At 34.8% G+C, this 20206-nt stretch carries 17 protein-coding genes and 1 other annotated feature; of the genes, 2 read left to right on the top strand and 15 right to left on the bottom strand.

The annotated features are described in order from the left end of the window. Positions 1-4: 4 nt before the first annotated feature. The 10 genes from glpK to CC92_RS0112065 all read right to left on the bottom strand — a co-directional run bounded on the left by glpK (position 5) and on the right by CC92_RS0112065 (position 12382). A complete protein-coding gene (glpK, locus tag CC92_RS0112110) occupies positions 5-1504 on the bottom strand; it encodes a glycerol kinase GlpK (protein ID WP_029502638.1) in 1500 nt (499 codons plus the stop codon). 297 nt (positions 1505-1801) lie between these two features. Continuing rightward, on the bottom strand, positions 1802-3643 hold the full coding sequence (locus tag CC92_RS0112105; RefSeq protein ID WP_029502639.1) for a DUF6382 domain-containing protein: 1842 nt from the start codon (positions 3641-3643) through the stop codon (positions 1802-1804). A 92-nt stretch (positions 3644-3735) separates the two neighbouring features. Then, positions 3736-4308, bottom strand: coding sequence for a TadE/TadG family type IV pilus assembly protein (locus CC92_RS0112100; protein WP_029502640.1), 573 nt, complete (start codon positions 4306-4308; stop codon positions 3736-3738). A 130-nt stretch (positions 4309-4438) separates the two neighbouring features. Further along, positions 4439-4909 (bottom strand): prepilin peptidase, encoded by a 471-nt coding sequence (locus tag CC92_RS21680; RefSeq protein ID WP_051650682.1) that lies wholly within the window; start codon positions 4907-4909, stop codon positions 4439-4441. 105 nt (positions 4910-5014) lie between these two features. Then, positions 5015-5929: a hypothetical protein gene (locus CC92_RS21675; RefSeq protein WP_051650683.1), complete on the bottom strand. Its 915-nt coding sequence runs from the start codon at positions 5927-5929 to the stop codon at positions 5015-5017. Between the two features lie 218 nt (positions 5930-6147). Then, a complete protein-coding gene (locus CC92_RS0112085) occupies positions 6148-8631 on the bottom strand; it encodes a DUF5702 domain-containing protein (RefSeq protein ID WP_029502643.1) in 2484 nt (827 codons plus the stop codon). Positions 8632-8643: 12 nt separating this feature from the next. Further along, positions 8644-8862, bottom strand: a complete 219-nt coding sequence (locus CC92_RS0112080) for a Flp1 family type IVb pilin (protein WP_029502644.1) — start codon at positions 8860-8862, stop codon at positions 8644-8646. Positions 8863-8929: 67 nt separating this feature from the next. Next, positions 8930-10387 carry a hypothetical protein gene (locus CC92_RS0112075; protein WP_029502645.1) on the bottom strand — a complete coding sequence of 486 codons (1458 nt, stop codon included), beginning with the start codon at positions 10385-10387 and terminating at the stop codon, positions 8930-8932. 16 nt (positions 10388-10403) lie between these two features. Further along, positions 10404-11147 carry a type II secretion system F family protein gene (locus CC92_RS0112070; RefSeq protein WP_029502646.1) on the bottom strand — a complete coding sequence of 248 codons (744 nt, stop codon included), beginning with the start codon at positions 11145-11147 and terminating at the stop codon, positions 10404-10406. Positions 11148-11167: 20 nt separating this feature from the next. Then, positions 11168-12382: a CpaF family protein gene (locus CC92_RS0112065; protein ID WP_029502647.1), complete on the bottom strand. Its 1215-nt coding sequence runs from the start codon at positions 12380-12382 to the stop codon at positions 11168-11170. A 415-nt stretch (positions 12383-12797) separates the two neighbouring features. Between CC92_RS0112065 and CC92_RS0112060 the strand changes: the two genes are divergently transcribed. Further along, positions 12798-13973: an IS256 family transposase gene (locus CC92_RS0112060; RefSeq protein WP_029501701.1), complete on the top strand. Its 1176-nt coding sequence runs from the start codon at positions 12798-12800 to the stop codon at positions 13971-13973. 145 nt (positions 13974-14118) lie between these two features. On the opposite strand, the gene CC92_RS0112055 is transcribed toward CC92_RS0112060, so the two are convergent. The 4 genes from CC92_RS0112055 to CC92_RS0112035 form a co-directional block, all read right to left on the bottom strand. Further along, positions 14119-15093, bottom strand: coding sequence for a hypothetical protein (locus tag CC92_RS0112055; RefSeq protein ID WP_029502648.1), 975 nt, complete (start codon positions 15091-15093; stop codon positions 14119-14121). A 380-nt stretch (positions 15094-15473) separates the two neighbouring features. Beyond that, positions 15474-16286 (bottom strand): hypothetical protein, encoded by an 813-nt coding sequence (locus CC92_RS0112045; RefSeq protein ID WP_029502650.1) that lies wholly within the window; start codon positions 16284-16286, stop codon positions 15474-15476. A gap of 55 nt (positions 16287-16341) precedes the next feature. Further along, entirely contained in the window at positions 16342-16644 is a 303-nt protein-coding gene (locus tag CC92_RS0112040; protein ID WP_029502651.1) for a hypothetical protein, read from the bottom strand. 220 nt (positions 16645-16864) lie between these two features. Beyond that, positions 16865-17128, bottom strand: coding sequence for a pro-sigmaK processing inhibitor BofA family protein (locus CC92_RS0112035; protein ID WP_162175512.1), 264 nt, complete (start codon positions 17126-17128; stop codon positions 16865-16867). A 210-nt stretch (positions 17129-17338) separates the two neighbouring features. On the opposite strand from CC92_RS0112035, the gene CC92_RS0112030 reads away from it, so the two are divergent. Then, entirely contained in the window at positions 17339-17554 is a 216-nt protein-coding gene (locus tag CC92_RS0112030) for a YaaL family protein (protein WP_029502653.1), read from the top strand. 244 nt (positions 17555-17798) lie between these two features. Here the strand turns inward: CC92_RS0112030 and metG are convergent, their stop codons facing one another. Continuing rightward, positions 17799-19793, bottom strand: a complete 1995-nt coding sequence (metG, locus tag CC92_RS0112025) for a methionine--tRNA ligase (RefSeq protein WP_029502654.1) — start codon at positions 19791-19793, stop codon at positions 17799-17801. A gap of 135 nt (positions 19794-19928) precedes the next feature. Next, positions 19929-20182, bottom strand: a binding site (T-box leader). Positions 20183-20206 lie beyond the last annotated feature (24 nt).

The raw sequence follows: 20206 nt of genomic DNA, 5'->3' as shown, positions 1-20206 counted from the left end.
TCCTTTACTCTTCATCCTCTGCCCAAGCAAGCGCGCAGCGAACAGCTCGTTTCCAACCATTTAAAAGTTCCTTTCGTCTTTGTTCTCCCATCTGAGAAAAGAAGGTTCCTCCAAGTGTCCAATTATCTTTTATTTCATTTCTATCCTTAAAATATCCAGTAGCAAGTCCTGCAAGATAAGCAGCTCCCAGTGCAGTCGTCTCAATGCATTGAGGACGATATACTAGGGTATCTAATATATCTGCTTGAAATTGCATTAGAAAATTATTTGCACAAGCACCACCATCTACTTTAAAACTCTTTAAGGAAATATTGGAATCCTGCTCCATTGCATGAAGAACATCTACTGTTTGATAAGCGAGTGATTCTAAGGTTGCTCGAATCATATGCTCTTTACTAAACCCTCGTGTGATACCTACGATAGTCCCTCTTGCATATGGATTCCAGTAAGGAGCACCAAGACCGGTAAATGCTGGTACTACATAAACACCATTGGTATCCTCTACCTCTTTTGCATATTCTTCTGATTGAATTGCATTCTTAATCATTCGTTGTTCATCTCTTAACCATTGAATTGCTGCACCAGCTACAAATACGCTACCTTCTAATGCATACTCTATATGTCCTTCTTCTCCTGCAGCTATCGTTGTTAGTAATCCATTCTGTGATTCAATCGCATTATCTCCAGTATTCATTAAAAGAAAACAACCTGTACCATACGTATTCTTCACTTCTCCCGGTTCAAAACAACACTGTCCAAATAAAGCTGCTTGTTGATCTCCCGCAGCACCAGCAATCAGAATCTCACCCCCAAGAAGACCTCCTTCTGTATGACCAAAGATACTACTTGATGCCTGTACTGTAGGAAGCATACTCTTTGGTATCTTAAAATAGTTTAAGATTTCTTCATCCCAACAAAGTTTATGGATATCAAAGAGCATCGTCCGTGATGCATTGGTATAATCTGTTACGTGTTTTCTACCCTTTGTTAAATTCCATATAAGCCAGGTATCAACCGTACCGAAAAGTATGTTTCCTGCTTCTGCTCTTTCTCTCACACCATCCACATTATCGAGAATCCATTTTATCTTGGTAGCGGAAAAATAGGCATCCGGAATAAGTCCCGTCTTTTTTCTTATCACGGAATCAAAACCATCTTTTTTTAATTGCTCAATCATATTCGCGGTACGATGACACTGCCACACAATTGCATTATATACAGGTTCTCCTGTATTCTTATCCCATACAATGGTTGTTTCCCTCTGATTTGTAATTCCAATCGAATCGATATTTTCCGATTTTGCTCCAATTGCCGCCATAGCCTCTGCTGCCACACTGATCTGAGATGACCAGATATCCATGGGTTTATGTTCTACCCAACCTGCCCTAGGATAAACCTGCGTAAATTCCTTCTGAGCTACGCTACATAGCTCACCTCTGCGATTAAATAGAATACATCTTGAACTTGTTGTTCCCTGATCAAGTGCCATAATGTACTTATCCATACATACCTCCATTCTTGCCTACGCTTTTCGCGCTTGGACAGATTGTATCTGCATAATCTCTATGCAATTGTCCAACTCAAAAATTATATCTTTACTTTATCCGTTATCTGTTGTCTGGCAATCAATCTCCCGAAAATCCAAAAGGGTGCTGTACGGCCCTTTGATTCCTTTGTTCAAAGGACCGCTACAACACCTCCTTGTCTATATAAGTTATTACCTAATTATCAATATTATATAACAGTTGATTTATTTGGGCAAGTAAACTTATCCAAAAAAGTATGAGATCGCCATTATAACTTACTCTATACTGTACTTATTTAAATTCGTAAAGATAAAACTTATGTTTGCAAAGGAAACCGTATCTCCTTGTTTAATCTCAAAATTCTCGTTAGCGGTTAATTTCCTTCCATTCACAAACGTCCCATTCGTAGAATCAAGATCTGTTAATATAAAACTATTATCCTCCTTATCTAGTTTTGCATGATATCTACTAATCACCGTATTGGTTAAACTATATCCAAGATTATTTTTCGCTGTCCCAATAAAGAATGGATATTCTTTTATGTCTATGCTGCTATATTTCATTGGTTCTAAAGGAATAAAGGTATCATATTCTTTGTTATGGCTAGAAAGTATTGTAGTACACTCCTCCTCATCGTAGGAATCTTCAATACTTAAACTAGGAAGATAGCTTTCTCTAGAAATCATAGGTGATTCACCATTTGACAATGTAGAATTTGTGTGAATATTGAGGTCCACACTATTCTCTATCTTATAATTTATTACTCCACTGTTTTCTTCCAAAAAATCACTCTCTGTTGATATTAAGTTTGGTAAAAAATCCTCCTTTTCAAGAGTCTGATATGTAGTCCTAGTAACGATACGGTAATGTTTTCTTTCCTTCGAAAATAATTTCAGATACCCATAACCTAATACGATACCCATGACCGAAAGTATTGATATAAACTTTATACCATTTATCTTTTTATTTAAAGGTTGAAATAAAAATCCTTTTTGATACACGTATAGGAAGATTCCGATACATAGGGCAACTAATAATCCTAATAAAACATAACAATTCAAAGGATAATATTGGATTTCTTCTTCCTGATCCATTTTCTCTTTTATAAAGGGGTATTGAGATTGCTTATTTGATTCCCTCATAGCCTCTTTTTTTATACTATCACTATGGATGTTTTTTAAAACTTTGCCACTTTCGTTGTACTTCTTACTATTGTCACTACGCATTTCATTATTTTTATTATAATTATATAGTTCACTTTTAGTAGCTTCATTATTCTTCTGAAGTTTTAATTCATTATCTTTTCCATGTATTTTATCTTTTGCATTAATTAATAATGACGTAACTCTTTGTTGCAATTGCCCTTTTTGTAGTAACTTCAGTGAGACCCCCTTATACTTCTTTATTGGATTTACATCATTACCTTCACAATAATTAGATAGCTGCTTTGAATCTTTTATTTGATATGATTCTCTATAATTTTGCGGTTCTTTCAATTTTTGAGTTTCACTTGGTTTAATAAAATTATTTCCATCGGGTAGAATAGTTGTTCTATCTTTGTCTGTTTGTTGCTCCAAAAAGGACTTAAGTTCTTGTATCGTGATATTATCTTCCTTACTCTTCATATAAAGTGAGTATACGAAAAGTACCGCTTCTTTATCCTGATAATCTACACTTCCCATTAAAAATTCTAAAAATGCTACCAACTGTTCCTGTAGTGGAACATGATACCCTGGATAATAGCAGAGTCCCAATTTATAATCTGGTAAATGAATAAACGTATATTCTGGTAACAGCACAAAGTCCATAGTATCTAAAAGATACGATTTTGCATCTTTCAAAACCTCCAGCAAATAATTAAGGAGCATTGTTATCTGACTTAATTTTAGAGGAACCTTTTCCGATATACAAGAAATTGCTTGGTATCCCGTCACCTCATAATGAAATTGTTTATGATTATCAACGGTATAAATATGAAAAGAAAGTACTCCTTCAATTCTATTATATTCCAGCATCTTTTCCTGAAATAACGTCCTCTCCTCTCCCCTTCCATTGATAATCAAATAATTATGATACATATCCCTTTTCCATTCCGAACAGATATCCTCTTTCCCCACGTTTGTCCACCCCCTCTATCTTCTAAATATAATCCACTTTTTAAATAAAACTAAACTCTAAAGTTATTACTCCTTAATAATCAGAACTCACTTTATTTGATTTTTTCAACAAGCTCCTTCAGTTTTTGAATTGCTTTGTCTACACCTTTTACCTTTTTCCCCAGTTGTATCGATACATCTAGTAGTCGTGTCTTTTCTTCCCTTGAAAATACAGTTTCCTCAAAGCAAAATGGTACTGTAAAACCATCCTTTTTTAAAATTCCAAAAAACTTTGCACTAGGAAAAACCGCTTCTAACTTACCAGTTATTCTAATTTTAGATAAGGTAGTATTAATTTGTAACTCTCTGATCTCACATACGAAATATCCTTTGGTTAATGTTTCTTTTACATAGCTTAATACTTTTCTCTCATCCTTTTCTCTTCCAATCGCAAAAGGATAGAGAATTCCATTGGATAAATAATCTTCTTCTCTTAACACTGGCCAGTCCATATCAATTTGATAGGAGATAAGAGAAGCTGCAGTTAAAGCTGCCTCCTCACCAACTACTTGTAATTTTGTTCTGTCGTGACTATAGAGACAATAATTTAAGAGAAATAAAATTGTATAAAATACAAGTGGTAAGACAAACGCTGCCTCCACAGTAAAAAAAGCTCTTTTTTTCATTCCTTGCTCCTCGTTATGGGCTGCTCCACCTATAGTAAATGAGCGAAAGAGAATCCTACTATATTGATACTCTATAAACTATCCTTGAATTTATACCCATCTATTCAACACTCTAATTGCACTACAGCACTTATTTTATTAGTATACAACCAAGGTAACCAAAAAATAAAAATGGCACAAACGGAATTGTTTTCTTTCGATTCCACCGAAAAAATACAAGTAGTACGATAGAGACTACTGATGTTAGTAAAAATGCATAACTTATAAGAATAGTAGATTTACTAATGCCAAGTATCACTCCAATCGCACATAAAACATAGCCATCTCCTATCCCAATCTGCCCCTTTGTAACCTTACTAACAATAACAAAGAAAAGACCAAGAAGCCCTCCAAAAACTCTTTCCATCAAGGTTATCTCAGAAGGAATGATAAGTTCACTTATAATAAGTGGAACTATACTAATAAGCCACCAACAAGAGATCTCCTTTTGTTTTATATCCTGAACTCCTAAGATAAAGAGCAGCACTCCAATCCAGAGTATTCCACTGTATTGAAAAATATCAAATAAGCTAAGCTTACCGAAATCTATCATAAAAAACATCTTCTACTATTCCCCCATTCCCTTGCCTATTTTTTTAACTCTAAGGTTTGCATCACGGACAGCATTTGCACTAGCTTCTAACATTAATCGTACATGTATTCATACTTACTCCTTGCGATATGCCTTACATCTACCGCACTCGCTTCTTTCACCTACCTCTGATAAAAGTACCCTCATAACAGTCCGCTTTATTCCAGAGCATCCACGGTTGCTATGATAGCAGTCTCCTGAGTATGTGATATAGACGGTACTTGGAAGTGATGAGGCTTTATCAAAACATAGTTCACATGCCCGATAAGCATTATGGTAGGAATTATAAAGGAAAGAAAGCGTTTTACTATCCACCGATTGAATATTAATCTTAATATGAGAGCAATTTGCATTGGTATGATATACTGTGCCATTTGGTGTGATATAAACATATTCACCATCTTCGTTTTCTTCCGCTCCAGTTTTTAATGAAGAAGGTACTGCATGTCCATTAAACACACGAATTCTAACACGCTGTACCACCGGAAATACAGGCAATATCTCTTTCCAAATCGGAAGTTGTATCTTATACTGCAAAACAACTTGAATACACTCTTCTTCATCAAATAAAGAAGAACCAGAAAATGAGATTCCTTCATAACCCCCTTGAATACAATTCTTGATCGCATGATGATCCTTTACATATGGTTTTATGGATTCTTTAAGCAAAAGTCCACTTGTTGTCGATGTGAGTATATTGGTAACGTCCGATGACTCAAATAACTCAGAAAAGATTGTTTCATCAGCATCATTTAAGTTTTCCTCTATCTCTGTGCCACTTTCCTCATCTTCACTAAAATCCATAACATAATTTGTTATCATGCCATAAGAGGACATATTTCTTGAGATCTTAGTTGCATAATAATGAAGGCAATCCTGTGCAGAAATGACTTGAAAGAAAAAAACTAATGCATAGACTGCAAATGCAAATATCGGTAATGCTAAGGACGCCTCTAACGTAAGTAATCCCTTTTCTCTTTTTCTAAACACTAACTATCCTCCTATTAATTTCAAACAAGGAAAGGCACGCTTCGCTAATTTTTTCTAATCATGAATAAAGAAAAGCAATTCTTTTTTAGCAGTCCCACAGGGTGTGGTCAGGTCTCTGTTTTTTACATGAGATAGACATCGGCAATTGCTCTTGGAGAGAGATTTTTTTATTTTATATGTAAAAAACAAAGACCTCACCACACCCTCTTAGGAGGAAATTAGTATGAGACTGCACTTTGGGCCAAATATTGATAACCGTTAATGGACAAAGCCTCACGGTGTATGGCTAGTGGAAGTGAAAAAAACTGTTCAGGCATACTTATCTTAGCCTCCGCACGATAACTTACAATACAATTACGTATTCGAAATGTATCTTCATACTCATATCGCAGATTTTCCTGTATTAAATCCATCATTCGGTAGTATTGATTATTCTTATTTGAAAAGAGCAACGATATCTGAAGATATTCTTTGTACCCTACACTTAAGAGGCCTTCTTTTGATTTATATGCTTTTGCCTTTTTAAAGATTGTATCTTTATTAAAAGCTAATAAATCTTTAAATTCTACTACAAAATCGTCTTTCTGACTAAATATAGGAACCTTGTTACCAAGTAGCATTGTTGCCGTTTCCACCAAGGATTGTTCCAATGCCCATATAAATAAAATCACATACTTTACTACGCTTATTAAAAAAGGTAATCCAGAAAATCCTACAACTGCTGCTGCGAATGCACTTGCTTCTCTTACCTTATTTGCATCTGTTAATACAGAAATCATATTGCCAATCGTTCGAATTAAGATAAGTCGATTGATAAAAGAGGAAACATTCTCTTTATCGCTCATATTCCCATATAATAAATACTCAAGCTCATATTGTAGAACCTGTCCTGGTTTATAGTTTTCTGAGAGGTAATAAGAACAGTGCTCATTCTCATATGCTTGAAACAATAACTCTTCCACTAAGCTATTCGAGAAATTACCCAAAGCATCCGTTCCATAGTTACCTATCCCAGTGGTGGTTACATCCTCTCTATCCTCAGTGTCCAAGAGGTTCTTAATATTATTCTCAGCTTGTGATCCATTCTCTTTAGATTTCTTTGCTGTAAAGGAAGGTAATTCTATTTGGTTTATTTCGGCCTTTGATATGTTCTCTACGTCTTCCATTACTAAGTTTAGTAAGCCATCCGAAATCATGGACTTTGCATTTTTTAAAATACTATTCTTTTCTTCGGAGAAATTAACACCGCTGTAATCAAACAATAGCCCCTCTAATATAAACTTATCCAAAGAATTATGTATTTGGTTAACCGAAGATAGCCATGTCGCATAGCCCTCTTCTGTATAGGTCATATTGGGCAATGGATATCTTTCTATCTCATCTAATACTTTTATATTTTGTTTTAATGTTTCTTCCATTAACACAATGTCTTTAATTATACCTATTCCTTTTTCTTGAGGGTTTGAATACCTCTCCATCTCCTCCGAAGTTTTTGATAATTCTTCATATAAGTCATCTCCTATTTCTTCCTTTGCTTTGTTTAACTCCTCAAGAAAATTATTCTTACTATCCTGTGCATTATATCTCGCCTCTTTTATTTTTTGTACTAGTGAAAGTGATTGATTTGCTTTCTCATTTACCTCTTTTATTGTACCAATAAAATTAGCAATATCTTGATTAATAGAATTGCAACTTTCCATAAGACTATCCTGAATATAGATATCAATTGTAATCGATGCTTGCTCTAATGATGTGATTCTTGCATCAATTTCACTTGTATCATAAGGTTTGTCCTTCGATTCTTTTATAAGCTCTGCTCTTTCCTTACGGAGACTTAAAAGATCCTCCTCTCGCTGTCTAACTGCGTTATCATATGCAGTCTTGTAGCGCTTCGTCACTTCCTGTGCACTAGTCTTTAAATTATTTAACTGTTTTGGATAATTCATATAGTTATCCTTTACAGATTCAAATATTGTAGAATGGTTAATCCATGTATTATCCATCGAAGGTTCCTCAGCAAGTAATTTCTTTGCAAATGAATTTACTGTTTTTACTTTTCCATTCTTGCACTCGATTTGGTTATCTTTAATTTTTATTCCATCAATAACTTCCAACAATTTTAAGATATCCTTATCAATTAACATGAATTCCTGCTCAACCTTCATCTTTTCTTCAAACTTCTGGTTTGCTTTCTCTGTTTTGTCTAACGCATGAACCGAGTCGAGTAAAAACTCTAATCCTTCTACTGTTGCTTGATACTTCATATAAGAAGTTGCCTGCTTTCGAAAAAATTCCCCATCCCAATCCGTTAAATAGTGTAAGTTATCTACCATAAGCGTATCTATCTTAGGATTACATATAAGGTAACTTTTATTATGCAACAAGAGATTCGATTGTGGGTCATTGTTTAGTGGTAGGAAGCTAATATCCATACCCCTTCTAACTTCATCAACTAATATACTACTATCTGCAGTACTACTCCCATATCCTATATCTAGTCCAAACACATGATACCGCTCAAATAATGGTAAATAATAATCACAAAGAGTAGACTCCATCGCTGTTTGTAGCACTCGCTTACTATATGATTTTGCAGCAGTTACACGAGCCATCTCAATCGTTGTTACTATTAACGTTATCATAATAGATAATGTTAGGGTCAGATAGATGGTTATTACTCCACTTGCTGTTTGCTTCCTCATTCAAATGCCCCCCTACGGAGTTGGAGTAATATTATTAAAATAACTCTCTGTACTATTCTTTAATGCACCCATCGCCCTATTAAAAATACTTGTTATCTGCTCTTGGAATATTATGATAAGTGCTATCACAACAACGATAATTAGAATAACTTCCACTACCCCAAATCCCTGATTATTTCTAATTATTTTCTGTTTCATTCTTTTCTGGTCCATTCTTTTGCTTCTTCCCATACAATCCTCGTTTCCAGTGCATTAGCACTTTATAATATAGTTATTACTTCCTTGTAGACCAACCTTCTTACATCCCCATTGACATCATCGCTGGTACCATCAGTATTGCAATTACGATGCATAACATCCCCATCATAGGTATTAACATCTTTGTTGAAGCCCTCTCCCCTAAACGTTTTGCCTGATCCTTTCGATCAAGAAGGGCTTGCACAGATTCCGCTTCCAACATAGGTATCATCCCTTTATTTCCTTTTTTCATATTTTGAACTATAATTGAACTAAATCTAAGATAAGAAAGAAGCTTACATCTTCTTCCGAAACGTTCATAAGCAATAGATTCTGAGACTCCAAGATCGATTTCATTTTTTGTTATTATCATCTCTTCATAAGCAAATCGTTTGGCTTTCTTACTATTTCCTTTGTATAATTTCTTTTTGTTTCCACTAACTACTCCAGACTCTCTTTCTTTTCGTATGTTATAATCTTTAACAATACGCTCCCACGCTCCATAGGTAGTCATACCTGCACTTAGTAATAGAGTATATTTCATCATGATCTCTGGGTAATCAAGTAAGAGTTGTTCTTGCTTTTGCTGCTCCCTCTCTCTTTTCTTCTGCTCCATAAAAAATGGAATACATACCATGACCAAGGTTCCCATAAGCAATAAGGATAGGGAGGAATTATTTTTAATACTTCTCCATAAAACAGAGTCACCCATGACCTCTGTTGGCAGTGTTACGGTATCTTCTTCTCTATTCTCCTCCTCTCGTCTTTTCACTTCCATTTCCATGACTTCCTTTTTTGAAAGTTCCGGAACAATCGAAGGTAATATGGTAAGATTGATGGGAAACTCATAAATATCCTCAAAATATCGCATTGTTACGTTAACGCTGACCAAAATCCCCTCCTTAGTTAACCCTTCATTTCTAATACTTCCATCCTCTGAAAGGTACTCCGGGTTTACGCTTTTATAAGAGACATTAAGAGTTGGGGAACCAAATTGTTTCGGAAATTTTAAATCGGTGGTTACTTGATTAAAGTCTCTATTCTTATTTAAGATAATCTTTTTTAGAGCAGCTTCTGCTGCATGAAACATCTTACTTCGAAACTCTTTTTTAACTTGCTTTTCTATTATCTCAAAGGTTAGCTCATCTTTCTCTGTTCCTAGTTCATATCCTAGATGATATGTTTTAGTACCTTCTCCTACCTCTGGTCGTTCTATTCTATAGCCATCTTGCAAAACCTCTTTCGGGACTTTTTGTTCATTCAAAAGAAGAATAATTAAAAATAATAGAAGAACAAACGTCATTAGAGCCCCTTTTTGGTATAAGAATGCAGTCTCTTTGGTATTTGACTTTTGAGGACGATGAATTAATTGAAACCAGCAAAACCCGACCAAGGGATAGAGTCTCTTTAGTGGATGTTCCTTACTATCAAGACCATCAATGAATTGTTTGTTGTAAGATTTTGAAAATAAGAAGAGTACAAAAATAAGAACAAGAACGAATAGAATTGCATAAGTCATAGTATCTCCAATCTGTTTAAACTCGAATGGCAATAATTTTATCTACCAACTTCGTTAATAACAAATAAATACCTAATATAATTGTCATGAAAAGGATTCCAAACAAATTATGATAAAGCGGTTTTAAAAACTGCGGACTGCCAAGTAACATATAGCCCAAGATGCCAAATGGCACCACCTTCATGATATTAGCTTCCATCTTTTTCGCTGTAATCAGTGTTTCAATCTCTCTCATTACCTCTACTTTCTCACCTATTGTTTTACTAGTCATTTTAATAATAGCGACTAGGTCTCCGCCTGTTCGCTTGGCTGTCTTAAAAACCTCAGAGAAGCACTCCACATCTTCTAGCTTACTTCGTTTTGCAAAATCAGCAATGGCATCCTCAATAGGGATATTATGATTAATCTGAGATACAATACATTGGAATTCTATCATAATAAGCGCGTCCTCCGAATACATTAAACCCAAATCTTTGATTGCAACTTTAAATGCATTCTCCACTGAATATCCAGCTTCCAAGGCTACCGATAAACTATGTATGCCATCCAAAAACTCTGCGTTTAACCTTACTTTTCGATTTTCTGCTTTTTTTCTTTTCTCCTTTTTATAAAAAAAATATAGGTAGGGTGATAGAAATAGACACAAAAAGAAATTTTGATAAAATAAGTAACTTATGATAAGACACAGTAGAAAGCCTTTGAACAGGCAAAGAAGAAACTCTTTTTTATTCATATGATAAACATCATAATCTTCAATCATCGACTAACCTACTACCTCCTTTATAGGGATAAGCCTGCACGTAATAACTTTTGTACATGAAGCAGTGAATTGTCTGTCTTTTTAAGCTCTCCTATTACTTTTCCCTCCTTCGTCTCCCCTTCTTCCGAAAATAAGAAAAGCGGATTCACTTCAATTTCCCCATCCACGCATTCCAACACCTCAATAATTTCCAATACTTTTCTTGTCTTGTCTCGAAGTCTTCCAAGGTGAATCACAATATCTATCGCGGAAGCAATTTGTTTTCTTACCGCCAATAACGGTATATCTGCACCAAGTAAAACCATAGTTTCTAATCGAGATAACATATCCGTTGGAGAATTGGAGTGCCCCGTACTCATCCCATTATGTCCTGTATTTAGTGCTTGTAGCATATCAATGCTGGAGGCATCTCGAACCTCACCTACAATTATTCGGTCTGGTCGCATTCGGAGGCTACTTTTAATCAAGTCACGAATTGATATTTCATTTTTTCCCTCAACGTTTGCATTTCTTACTTCCAAACGAACTAAATTCGGAATATTACGTATTTGCAGCTCAGCAGAGTCTTCAATCGTAATAATTCTCTCTTCCGATGGAACGTAGTTTGACAGTGCATTTAAGAAGGTAGTTTTCCCTGAACCAGTACCTCCACTAACGAAGATATTATAACCTGCAATCACCAGCTTTTTTAGAAACTCTGCTGCTTCATCAGTTAAGGAACCAATCGCCACTAGTTTTTCCATTGTCATCGTCTCTTTTGGGAACTTACGAATCGTAACCGTTGGTCCTCCAATCGCTATCGGTGGAAGAACAATATTGACACGGGAGCCATCCTTTAACCTAGCATCCACAATAGGACTTGATTCATTAATAATACGATTCGCCCCTGCTACTATTGTTTGAATCACATCCTCTAGTTTTCGATCGGATTCAAACTCCTTCTCCCATTTTATTAATTTACCATCCCGCTCCACAAATATCTCTTTTGCTCCATTAATCATAATCTCCGTAATAGAAGTATCTTCGACAAGCTCCTGTAGCACATCAAGCCTGCGAATGGAATTAAAGATTTCTCTGCGAAGTCGCTGTTTTTCAGTAATACTTATGTATTCTTCTCTACTACATATCTTAATTGCTTCATCAATACGGTCAAATAGTTCTTCTTCTGATAATTCTTTTCTCATATCAATTCCAGCAAGAATCTGTTCCTGTAATTCCTGCTTCCTCTGTTCCATAAGCGATCCTCTCTCTCAATTGAGTATTAGTTCCCTATGCAATTCATTCTCAGATAGGTAACTTTTTGTTGTATTTTATTCTTTCTTCCTCTGACAGGATTATTCCTGTTTCTATGTTGCTTAAATTCCATAGTAATTAGTTATAGCGATCTCAATAATTAATATACTTGGCTGATTTTAACCATTTTTACCTATAGATTTATTGGGAACACGTAGACTGTAAAAGTAATTGATAAGAAGATTTAAAAGAATAATAAATAGATGTTTTAAAAGAATATAATAAGATGTTTGAAATGGTAGTGTAAAATATTATGTGTAAACAGGTTCTTCTAGAAAAATAATACTAGAAAAGGGAACCGACTTCTTTTATAGTTTAAAGTGACCAAACAATAAACACAAAAGAAGGAGTTCCCTTATGTCTTATCTTAACACAAAATTATTGTCTGCACTATTAAAAAATGAATCAGTTGATGAAATTTTTCGTCAGGAACTTGAAACGGCTACTAACGAAATACTAACTACTGAGCTTACTGCTTTCCTCAACTATGAGAAATACTCTATAGAAGGCTATAATTCAGGCAATTCTAGAAACGGTTACTATGAAAGAACGATTCATTCTCATTTTGGGGACCTGAATATTAAAATCCCTCGCGATCGTAATGGAGAGTTTTCGCAGAAGACAGTTCCGGCTTATCAAAGAAACACGGATTCTTTAGAAACCACTGTGATACAGCTGTATAAAAAAGGAATCACAACCCGTGAGATTGCTGATCTTATAGAAAAAATGTATGGTCATCACTACAGTCCAGCGACTGTTTCAAATATAACCAAAGCTGTCCAGGCGCAAGTTGAGGCTTTTCATCAGCGTCCTATTTCTGATAAATATGCCATTATCTATGGCGATGCGACTTACCTTAGTGTACGTCGTGATAGTGTTGCCAAGGAAGCTCTGCATATCCTTATTGGTATCACTCATGAGGGAGAGAAAGAAGTCTTAGATTATGCTCTTTACCCAAGTGAAACAGCTGATAATTACAGAGAAATGCTACAGTCCTTAAAACAGCGTGGTTTGGAACAGGTTCTACTCTTTGTTACAGATGGACTCAATGGTTTTAAAAATGCTTGCTTAGAAGTATACCCAAAAGCAAAGCATCAAAGTTGCTGGACTCACGTTGCTAGAAATGTAATGAAACATGTTCGTGCAAAGGATAAATCCAAAGTGATGGATGACTTAAAACCAGTGTATAAAGCTGAAACCATTGAAAAAGCGAAAGAGTTCTTAGATTCCTTCATGAAAAAGTATGCTGTTGTATATCCAAAGGCAGTCAAGGTTCTTAAAGATAATGATAGCCTGTTTACTTTTTATGAATTTCCTACTCAGATTAAAGCAAGCATTTATACTACTAATCTGATAGAAGGCTTTAATAAAAATCTCAAAAGAGGAACCAAACGCAAAGAACAGTTTCCAAATGAGGATTCCTTGGAGCGTTATGTCTGTAGCTTTTGTAGTGATTATAACAACCGTTTCAGCACAAGAATTCATAAAGGTTTTGCTCAGGCGTCAGCTGAACTAAATGAACTCTTTGATTAAAGTTAGCCCAGGAGTGGTCTACCTGGTAGGAAGTGTTTACACAAAATTCTTGACGCTATCTTTGAAATATTAAATAGGTGTTCAAAAGAATATAATAAGATGTTTGAAAGAATATGATATAAGATGTTTTAAAAAATGGACTTCCTTAAAAATGAAATGCCTTTAAAAGTTGTAGATATTCCGCTTCTTTTTGCTTATCTAATCGTATATTTTTTTGTCCTTGCTCTTCACATGGGGTTGATATCGTTACTAACTTTTCAATTAATTGCTCCTGTCCGGTTCTTTTTAATTGATTCTCAAAAGTTATACTAAAACGTTGCTGCACTCCTCCCACTAACTGGAGTTGTATCAAGCTGTCACAGATTTTCATTAAATCAAGTGCCAAGGAAGTACCAAGTGAAAATTCTATTACGATAGTTTCATACAAGAGATTCTCCTTAAGCTCAGTCAATAGCTTTATCATTTCATCATAGGTTAGTTCATATAATTCAGCATAATAATAAGTTCCTATAATGCAATCTAACTCTCCCACCTTCTCCAAACATTGCTTTATCTTCACACTCTTATTTACTCCATCCTGTTTCAGTAAGTAAATAATATCACTTAAACTATTGTAATCCCCATTCCCAAGAAGTTCCGATAGAAAAAAGGGCTGCAAGTTAAGATAAATACATTTCTCTTTCGTAGCTAAATATTTTGCAAGACTTATAGCAAGCTCTGACTGCTTAATCTCATAATAGGGAGAAAACACACCAATTATCTTTTGTTTCCCAGAAAGCTTTGTTGCTGGCTTCCAAGAGTAACCAAGATCTAGATAGCGCTCAAGTAACAGATTCATAATATTACTTGCAGACTGATATTTAAAAATGAATTCATTACTTAACGTAGTCTCTTCACATAAGCAGTAGCTAACTTTTGATAGATTTGTTATCATACTATCTCGGAATTCTTCTGCATACAAGAGAATATCTACCTTATGTTCCTTCTCATATCCTCGATATAGCTCTTTCTCCGTAAATACAACGGTACAAAAACCGTAATCCGCCTGCTGATTCATAAATTCCATCAAAAGACGTGCATAATCCTCCTGGCGATCTAATATGGCAACAGTTAAATTCATATATTCCCCCTGAATTAAATCAATGAAAATTTTTAGAAACAAGATAGATGCTAGAACTTTAAGATTTTCTTTTCTTAGACACCGTATGTCTTACCCTATATGCTTGAGGCTTCCGAAAGGAACAAAGGCAAGAGTTCTTTTACGTTTGATAGACAGCTTTGTTTGATAGGTTTATCATATTCCTTAATTTGTAATCCGTCAACTCTTTTACTTGGCTTATTCGTATTTTCATCGGTATGCACAGAGAAGAAAAATATTTTATACAATATCCACAATATTAAAAAGTTATCCACTAGTATAAGTGTGCCTGCCAACAAAATGCTGCTCCCATATCTTAATATTTCAGATATTCAAGAGCAGCTCTTTATTCAACAAAATAATTAATAGGTATAGTGAACACTAATACCAAAGTTTTTTCTATATTCTTGATCTAATTCATTGATTGAAATAATATAACGTTCTTCCCAAATTCCCCTAACCCAAAGTATAACCAATTTACTTTCATACGTTGCTCGGACGTACTCTACAATTTCTTTTAATACCTCAGGGGTATAATATTTTTCGGTGACTTCAATATAAGTATCCATTGATAATACCTTCCATGCATACTTTGACCTTGCAGGATTCAGGATTTTACCCTCTGGATATGCTGTTTTATCATGGTAGTCAACATAGTAACAAACCTCCCCGTTTGGAAACGTAACCTTCTCTTCCAGAAGCTTCCTATCTTCATCGTAATGATAGGTATGAATATAGTAGCACACTAATTCATCTGTTATAGGATCTAACAAAGTCCGTGGTAATTTTATCTCCCATATTTCTTTTTTTACTAATAAATTATTCTCATAGTAATAATTTATTAATTGATTACGCTTATGATTATTGTCAAAGGTTGATTTGCTAACGACATTACCATGCTCATCATACTCATACTGATAATAAGTAAATGAGTGGGAGCGCTCTAATTCCCTTAAGATATAAATGTATTCCTCACATACTATATTACTGTGAGTATCATACGTGAGTTCATACATCGAATACGATGTATCTAAATCTTCTTTATAAATGGTATGTTCTAATATAATTTCATTATAATTATCATAGTATATTTTTCGGAAATAGGATTCCGAATCTACAATTTCCATATGATCACTTTTTTTTATTAATTCATTTACCTTAGGTAAAAAATCCATACCGCACTCCTTTTAAAAAAATAAGCTATGCTCTTCTAATCATTATTAATTCAATTTATTTAAGAGGAATATTTTTGACATCAGTAAGAATTTGTAATGGGGATACAGGTAAATCATATTGAGGATCATATGAATACTCAAGCCATATCTGATAACATAGAGAATTCGCTCTTCTCATTTTATTAGTATCATCACCTATAATTTTAACATGCATATGTAAGTATTGATGGAACTGTGTATCATATAAAATATAGAGTTTTCCTCCACCAACATGCATATTCGTCTTTACAGTAGTAGCAAGGCTTTGACTTACATCTGCACAAATACCATATGGAATATCGATTAAAACCATTGCCATACTTGATTTACACAATCCATATATTTAATAACTAACTCGCCTACTCATTATCGCTTCATTATTTATATCACACAGTTTTTTTCTCGAGTAAGTACAGTAAATCAAGAATGTATTCCCATTTAATTACATATTACATGCTAAAATATGGGGATGTCAACATTATCTTCACAATAATAACATTTCTTATACTAGGGCTAACAATCTCCACTACCGAATTCTCTTAGAAAAAGACAGATGCTCCATATAATAACAACAAGCCTGGAACCCCTAAAAATGCCGTTATCCCAATACTCACAAAGTTAACTCCTACTAAGGCCTCTATACCGAAATTTAGGACTACCGTATTAATAAGATAAATAACAACAATAGATAATATTGCACGAACAATAACGGTACCAATCCATTTTTTATGATTAAGATATAGATACCATGCAAATAGCATGCCAGCAAGCGCAAATAACAGATAGGAAATATATTGCTTCATATTCCTTTTCACCTTTCTTTTAAAATCCATATAACCACTTGACCTATTTACTGTAAGTATATTCTGTCCACTAAAAGATAGAATAATTAATATAAAAGAAAATTAATACAAGCATGTATATCGCTTCCAAAGTGAGACTATAATATAACAAATATAAAAATTAAAGTTTTCATTTCTATTAACAAATTGATTTAAAAGGTGGTGGATGGTATGAGATTATTCAAGAAAAAACAAGAGGAATTTAACAAAGAACTATTACAAGAAATTGCAAATACGCAAAAAGAATTAGAATCTGCTTACTCTAATTTTGAAAATGTCGTTGATCCAGACTTAATTGATAGCTGCATCTATCAGGTCAATGCAATTCAACATCGGTATAAATTCTTGCTAAAACAGGTAAAGAATTCAACCCCATATTCGATCTAGTACTTATTATCTTTCTAGTCAGTCACGCCTAAATGAAATCTTATTATCAATAATAAGTAAGCTATGTATCCTTATAAACTTTACCTTGCAATAAATCAAAAAGGGAACAAAGATTGTCTTCCTGTTGTGCTTCGCACTAGGATGCAGCCTTTGTTCCCTCTTTTCCTTTGATATGACTATAAAAACTATATCGTTATTTATTTCTATACTTCATTTGAAGACATGGAATATTAATGATACTATCTTAGCAGATTTCTGCTCCAGCTGGCATTGGCTTTTCTGGTGTCATTAATGCAAGTACTCCATTTTCATCCTCTGCACATAATAACATGCCTTCGGATACAACCCCTGCTAACGTCGCTGGTTTTAGGTTTACTAATACCATAACCTTTTTACCAACCATCTCTTCTGCAGTATAGTGAGCTTTGATTCCAGATACAATCTGTTTTACCTGATTTCCAATTTTAACTTGAGAGCAAAGAAGCTTCTTTGATTTCTTTACTTCTTCACAAGCAATAATCTCACCTACCTGAAATTGCAGTTTTGCAAAATCATCATAGGTAATTTCATCCTTTGCTGGAATCTCTATCACTGTTTCTTCTTGTTTTACTTCTTCCACGTTTGTTGTCTCCTCTGCTTCGCTTGCATGTTTTTCTTCCACTTTTGCTAAAACTTCCTTTAAATCAAGCCTTGCAAATAAAATCTGTGGCTGCTCTGTAACCTTCGTACCGCTTTCATATAGTGAGAAGGTAGCAAGCTCCTCCATACTTCTCTTTCTAGCGTTTAACTGTGTTAAAATCTTCTCTGAAGTTTCTGGTAAGAATGGCTCTAAAAGATTAGCGCCAATGCAGATGCTCTCAACCAAGTTATATAGTACATTCTCAAGTCTAGCCTTCTTCTCTTCGTCCTTCGCAAGAGCCCATGGCATTGTTTCATCAATATATTTATTACATCTCTTAAACAAGGTAAAAATCTCAGAAATAGCATCCGCAACACGAAGGTCTGCCATCTTTGCAATGACTTTATCTCTTGTCTTAGTTACTACGTCAATAAGCTCTGCATCTACTGGCTCTGTCACATCAGTTTTATTAACAATACCTTCAAAGTACTTATTTGACATAGAAATCGTACGATTTACTAAGTTTCCTAAGGTATTTGCTAGGTCGGAATTCATACGCTCCACCATAAGCTCCCAGTTAATTACACCATCATTGTCAAATGGCATCTCATGAAGCACGAAGTAACGAACTGCATCTACACCGAAGAATTCCACTAACTCATCTGCATATAACACATTTCCTCTTGATTTACTCATCTTAACGCCGGAACCGTCTTTTGCATTTGGATCTGTCTGTAATAACCAAGGATGACCAAATACCTGCTTTGGTAATGGTAAATCAAGTGCCATTAACATAATTGGCCAATAAATGGTATGAAAACGTAAGATATCCTTACCAATCAGATGTAAATCCGCTGGCCAGAACTTGTTAAACTGCTCTGTTGAATTTCCATCACAATCATAACCAATACCAGTGATATAATTGCTTAATGCATCAATCCATACATAAATTACATGTTTCGGATCAAAATCAACTGGAATTCCCCACTTAAATGAGGTCCTGGATACACATAAATCCTGTAATCCAGGCAATAAGAAGTTATTCATCATCTCATTTTTTCTGGATTCTGGCTGAATGAACTCTGGATGTGTATTGATATGATCTATTAATCTCTGAGTATAATTGCTAAGCTTTAGAAAATAAGCCTCTTCTTTTGCTGGCTGACATTCTCTTCCACAGTCAGGGCATTTTCCATTCACAAGTTGGGAGGAAGTAAAGAAGGACTCACATGGAGTACAGTACATTCCTTCGTAGTGACCTTTGTAGATATCACCCTGGTCATATAATTTTTTAAAAATCTTCTGAACCTGCTTCTCATGATCTTCATCGGTAGTACGAATGAACTTGTCATAGGAAGAATTCATAAGATCCCAGATATCTTTGATTCCACCTGCTACCTTATCAACGAATTCTTTTGGTGAAATTCCTACCTCTGCTGCCTTCTCTTCAATCTTTTGACCATGTTCATCGGTTCCTGTCTGGAAGAATACCTCATAACCTTCCAATCTCTTAAACCTCGCAATACTATCCGCAAGTACGATTTCATACGTATTTCCAATGTGTGGCTTGCCTGAAGTATATGCAATGGCTGTTGTGATGTAATATGGCTTTTTGCTCATAACATCTCCTCCTTACATTTATGATTTGCCTAACGTGTGTAAATAATACTGAACTTGAACACTTACTCACTCATTATGAATAAAATATGGATTTACCTGCCTTCTTTTCCTAAAAATAAAAAAAGCCCCCGTCTATTTAAAGACGAGAGTATCTCCCGTGGTACCACTTTAATTCATACTAACCTTTCAGCTAGTATCTTACCGACTGCTAACACAGTCTCTCACGATAACGTGTGAATACGTCGTAACCTAAGTTTGTAACCTCAGCCACGCAGCTCCAAGACCATCTTCTATATGTTCCACTGTTCCCTGCTCTCAGCACTGAAATTTCTTTCGGCAAGGTTCTCTGTTCAGTTTTCCATATATACTCTTCTTTTCCCAGCATTTTTTATATGAATTTGCATCAAGTATAC

It is taken from the genome of Lachnoclostridium phytofermentans (genome assembly GCF_000733755.1).
In the GTDB taxonomy this organism is placed as follows: domain Bacteria; phylum Bacillota; class Clostridia; order Lachnospirales; family Lachnospiraceae; genus Lachnoclostridium; species Lachnoclostridium phytofermentans_A.
This window is presented reverse-complemented; position numbering and strand designations above follow the sequence as displayed.

Coding starts and splice junctions, on each gene's coding strand:
- glpK (WP_029502638.1), bottom strand. CDS start 1,504: ATGGATAAGTACATTATGGCACTTGATCAGGGAACAACAAGTTCAAGA.
- CC92_RS0112100 (WP_029502640.1), bottom strand. CDS start 4,308: ATGAAAAAAAGAGCTTTTTTTACTGTGGAGGCAGCGTTTGTCTTACCA.
- CC92_RS21680 (WP_051650682.1), bottom strand. CDS start 4,909: ATGTTTTTTATGATAGATTTCGGTAAGCTTAGCTTATTTGATATTTTT.
- CC92_RS0112085 (WP_029502643.1), bottom strand. CDS start 8,631: ATGAGGAAGCAAACAGCAAGTGGAGTAATAACCATCTATCTGACCCTA.
- CC92_RS0112080 (WP_029502644.1), bottom strand. CDS start 8,862: ATGGGAAGAAGCAAAAGAATGGACCAGAAAAGAATGAAACAGAAAATA.
- CC92_RS0112075 (WP_029502645.1), bottom strand. CDS start 10,387: ATGACTTATGCAATTCTATTCGTTCTTGTTCTTATTTTTGTACTCTTC.
- CC92_RS0112070 (WP_029502646.1), bottom strand. CDS start 11,147: ATGATTGAAGATTATGATGTTTATCATATGAATAAAAAAGAGTTTCTT.
- CC92_RS0112065 (WP_029502647.1), bottom strand. CDS start 12,382: ATGGAACAGAGGAAGCAGGAATTACAGGAACAGATTCTTGCTGGAATT.
- CC92_RS0112060 (WP_029501701.1), top strand. CDS start 12,798: ATGTCTTATCTTAACACAAAATTATTGTCTGCACTATTAAAAAATGAA.
- CC92_RS0112055 (WP_029502648.1), bottom strand. CDS start 15,093: ATGAATTTAACTGTTGCCATATTAGATCGCCAGGAGGATTATGCACGT.
- CC92_RS0112045 (WP_029502650.1), bottom strand. CDS start 16,286: ATGGATTTTTTACCTAAGGTAAATGAATTAATAAAAAAAAGTGATCAT.
- CC92_RS0112040 (WP_029502651.1), bottom strand. CDS start 16,644: ATGGCAATGGTTTTAATCGATATTCCATATGGTATTTGTGCAGATGTA.
- CC92_RS0112035 (WP_162175512.1), bottom strand. CDS start 17,128: ATGAAGCAATATATTTCCTATCTGTTATTTGCGCTTGCTGGCATGCTA.
- CC92_RS0112030 (WP_029502653.1), top strand. CDS start 17,339: ATGAGATTATTCAAGAAAAAACAAGAGGAATTTAACAAAGAACTATTA.
- metG (WP_029502654.1), bottom strand. CDS start 19,793: ATGAGCAAAAAGCCATATTACATCACAACAGCCATTGCATATACTTCA.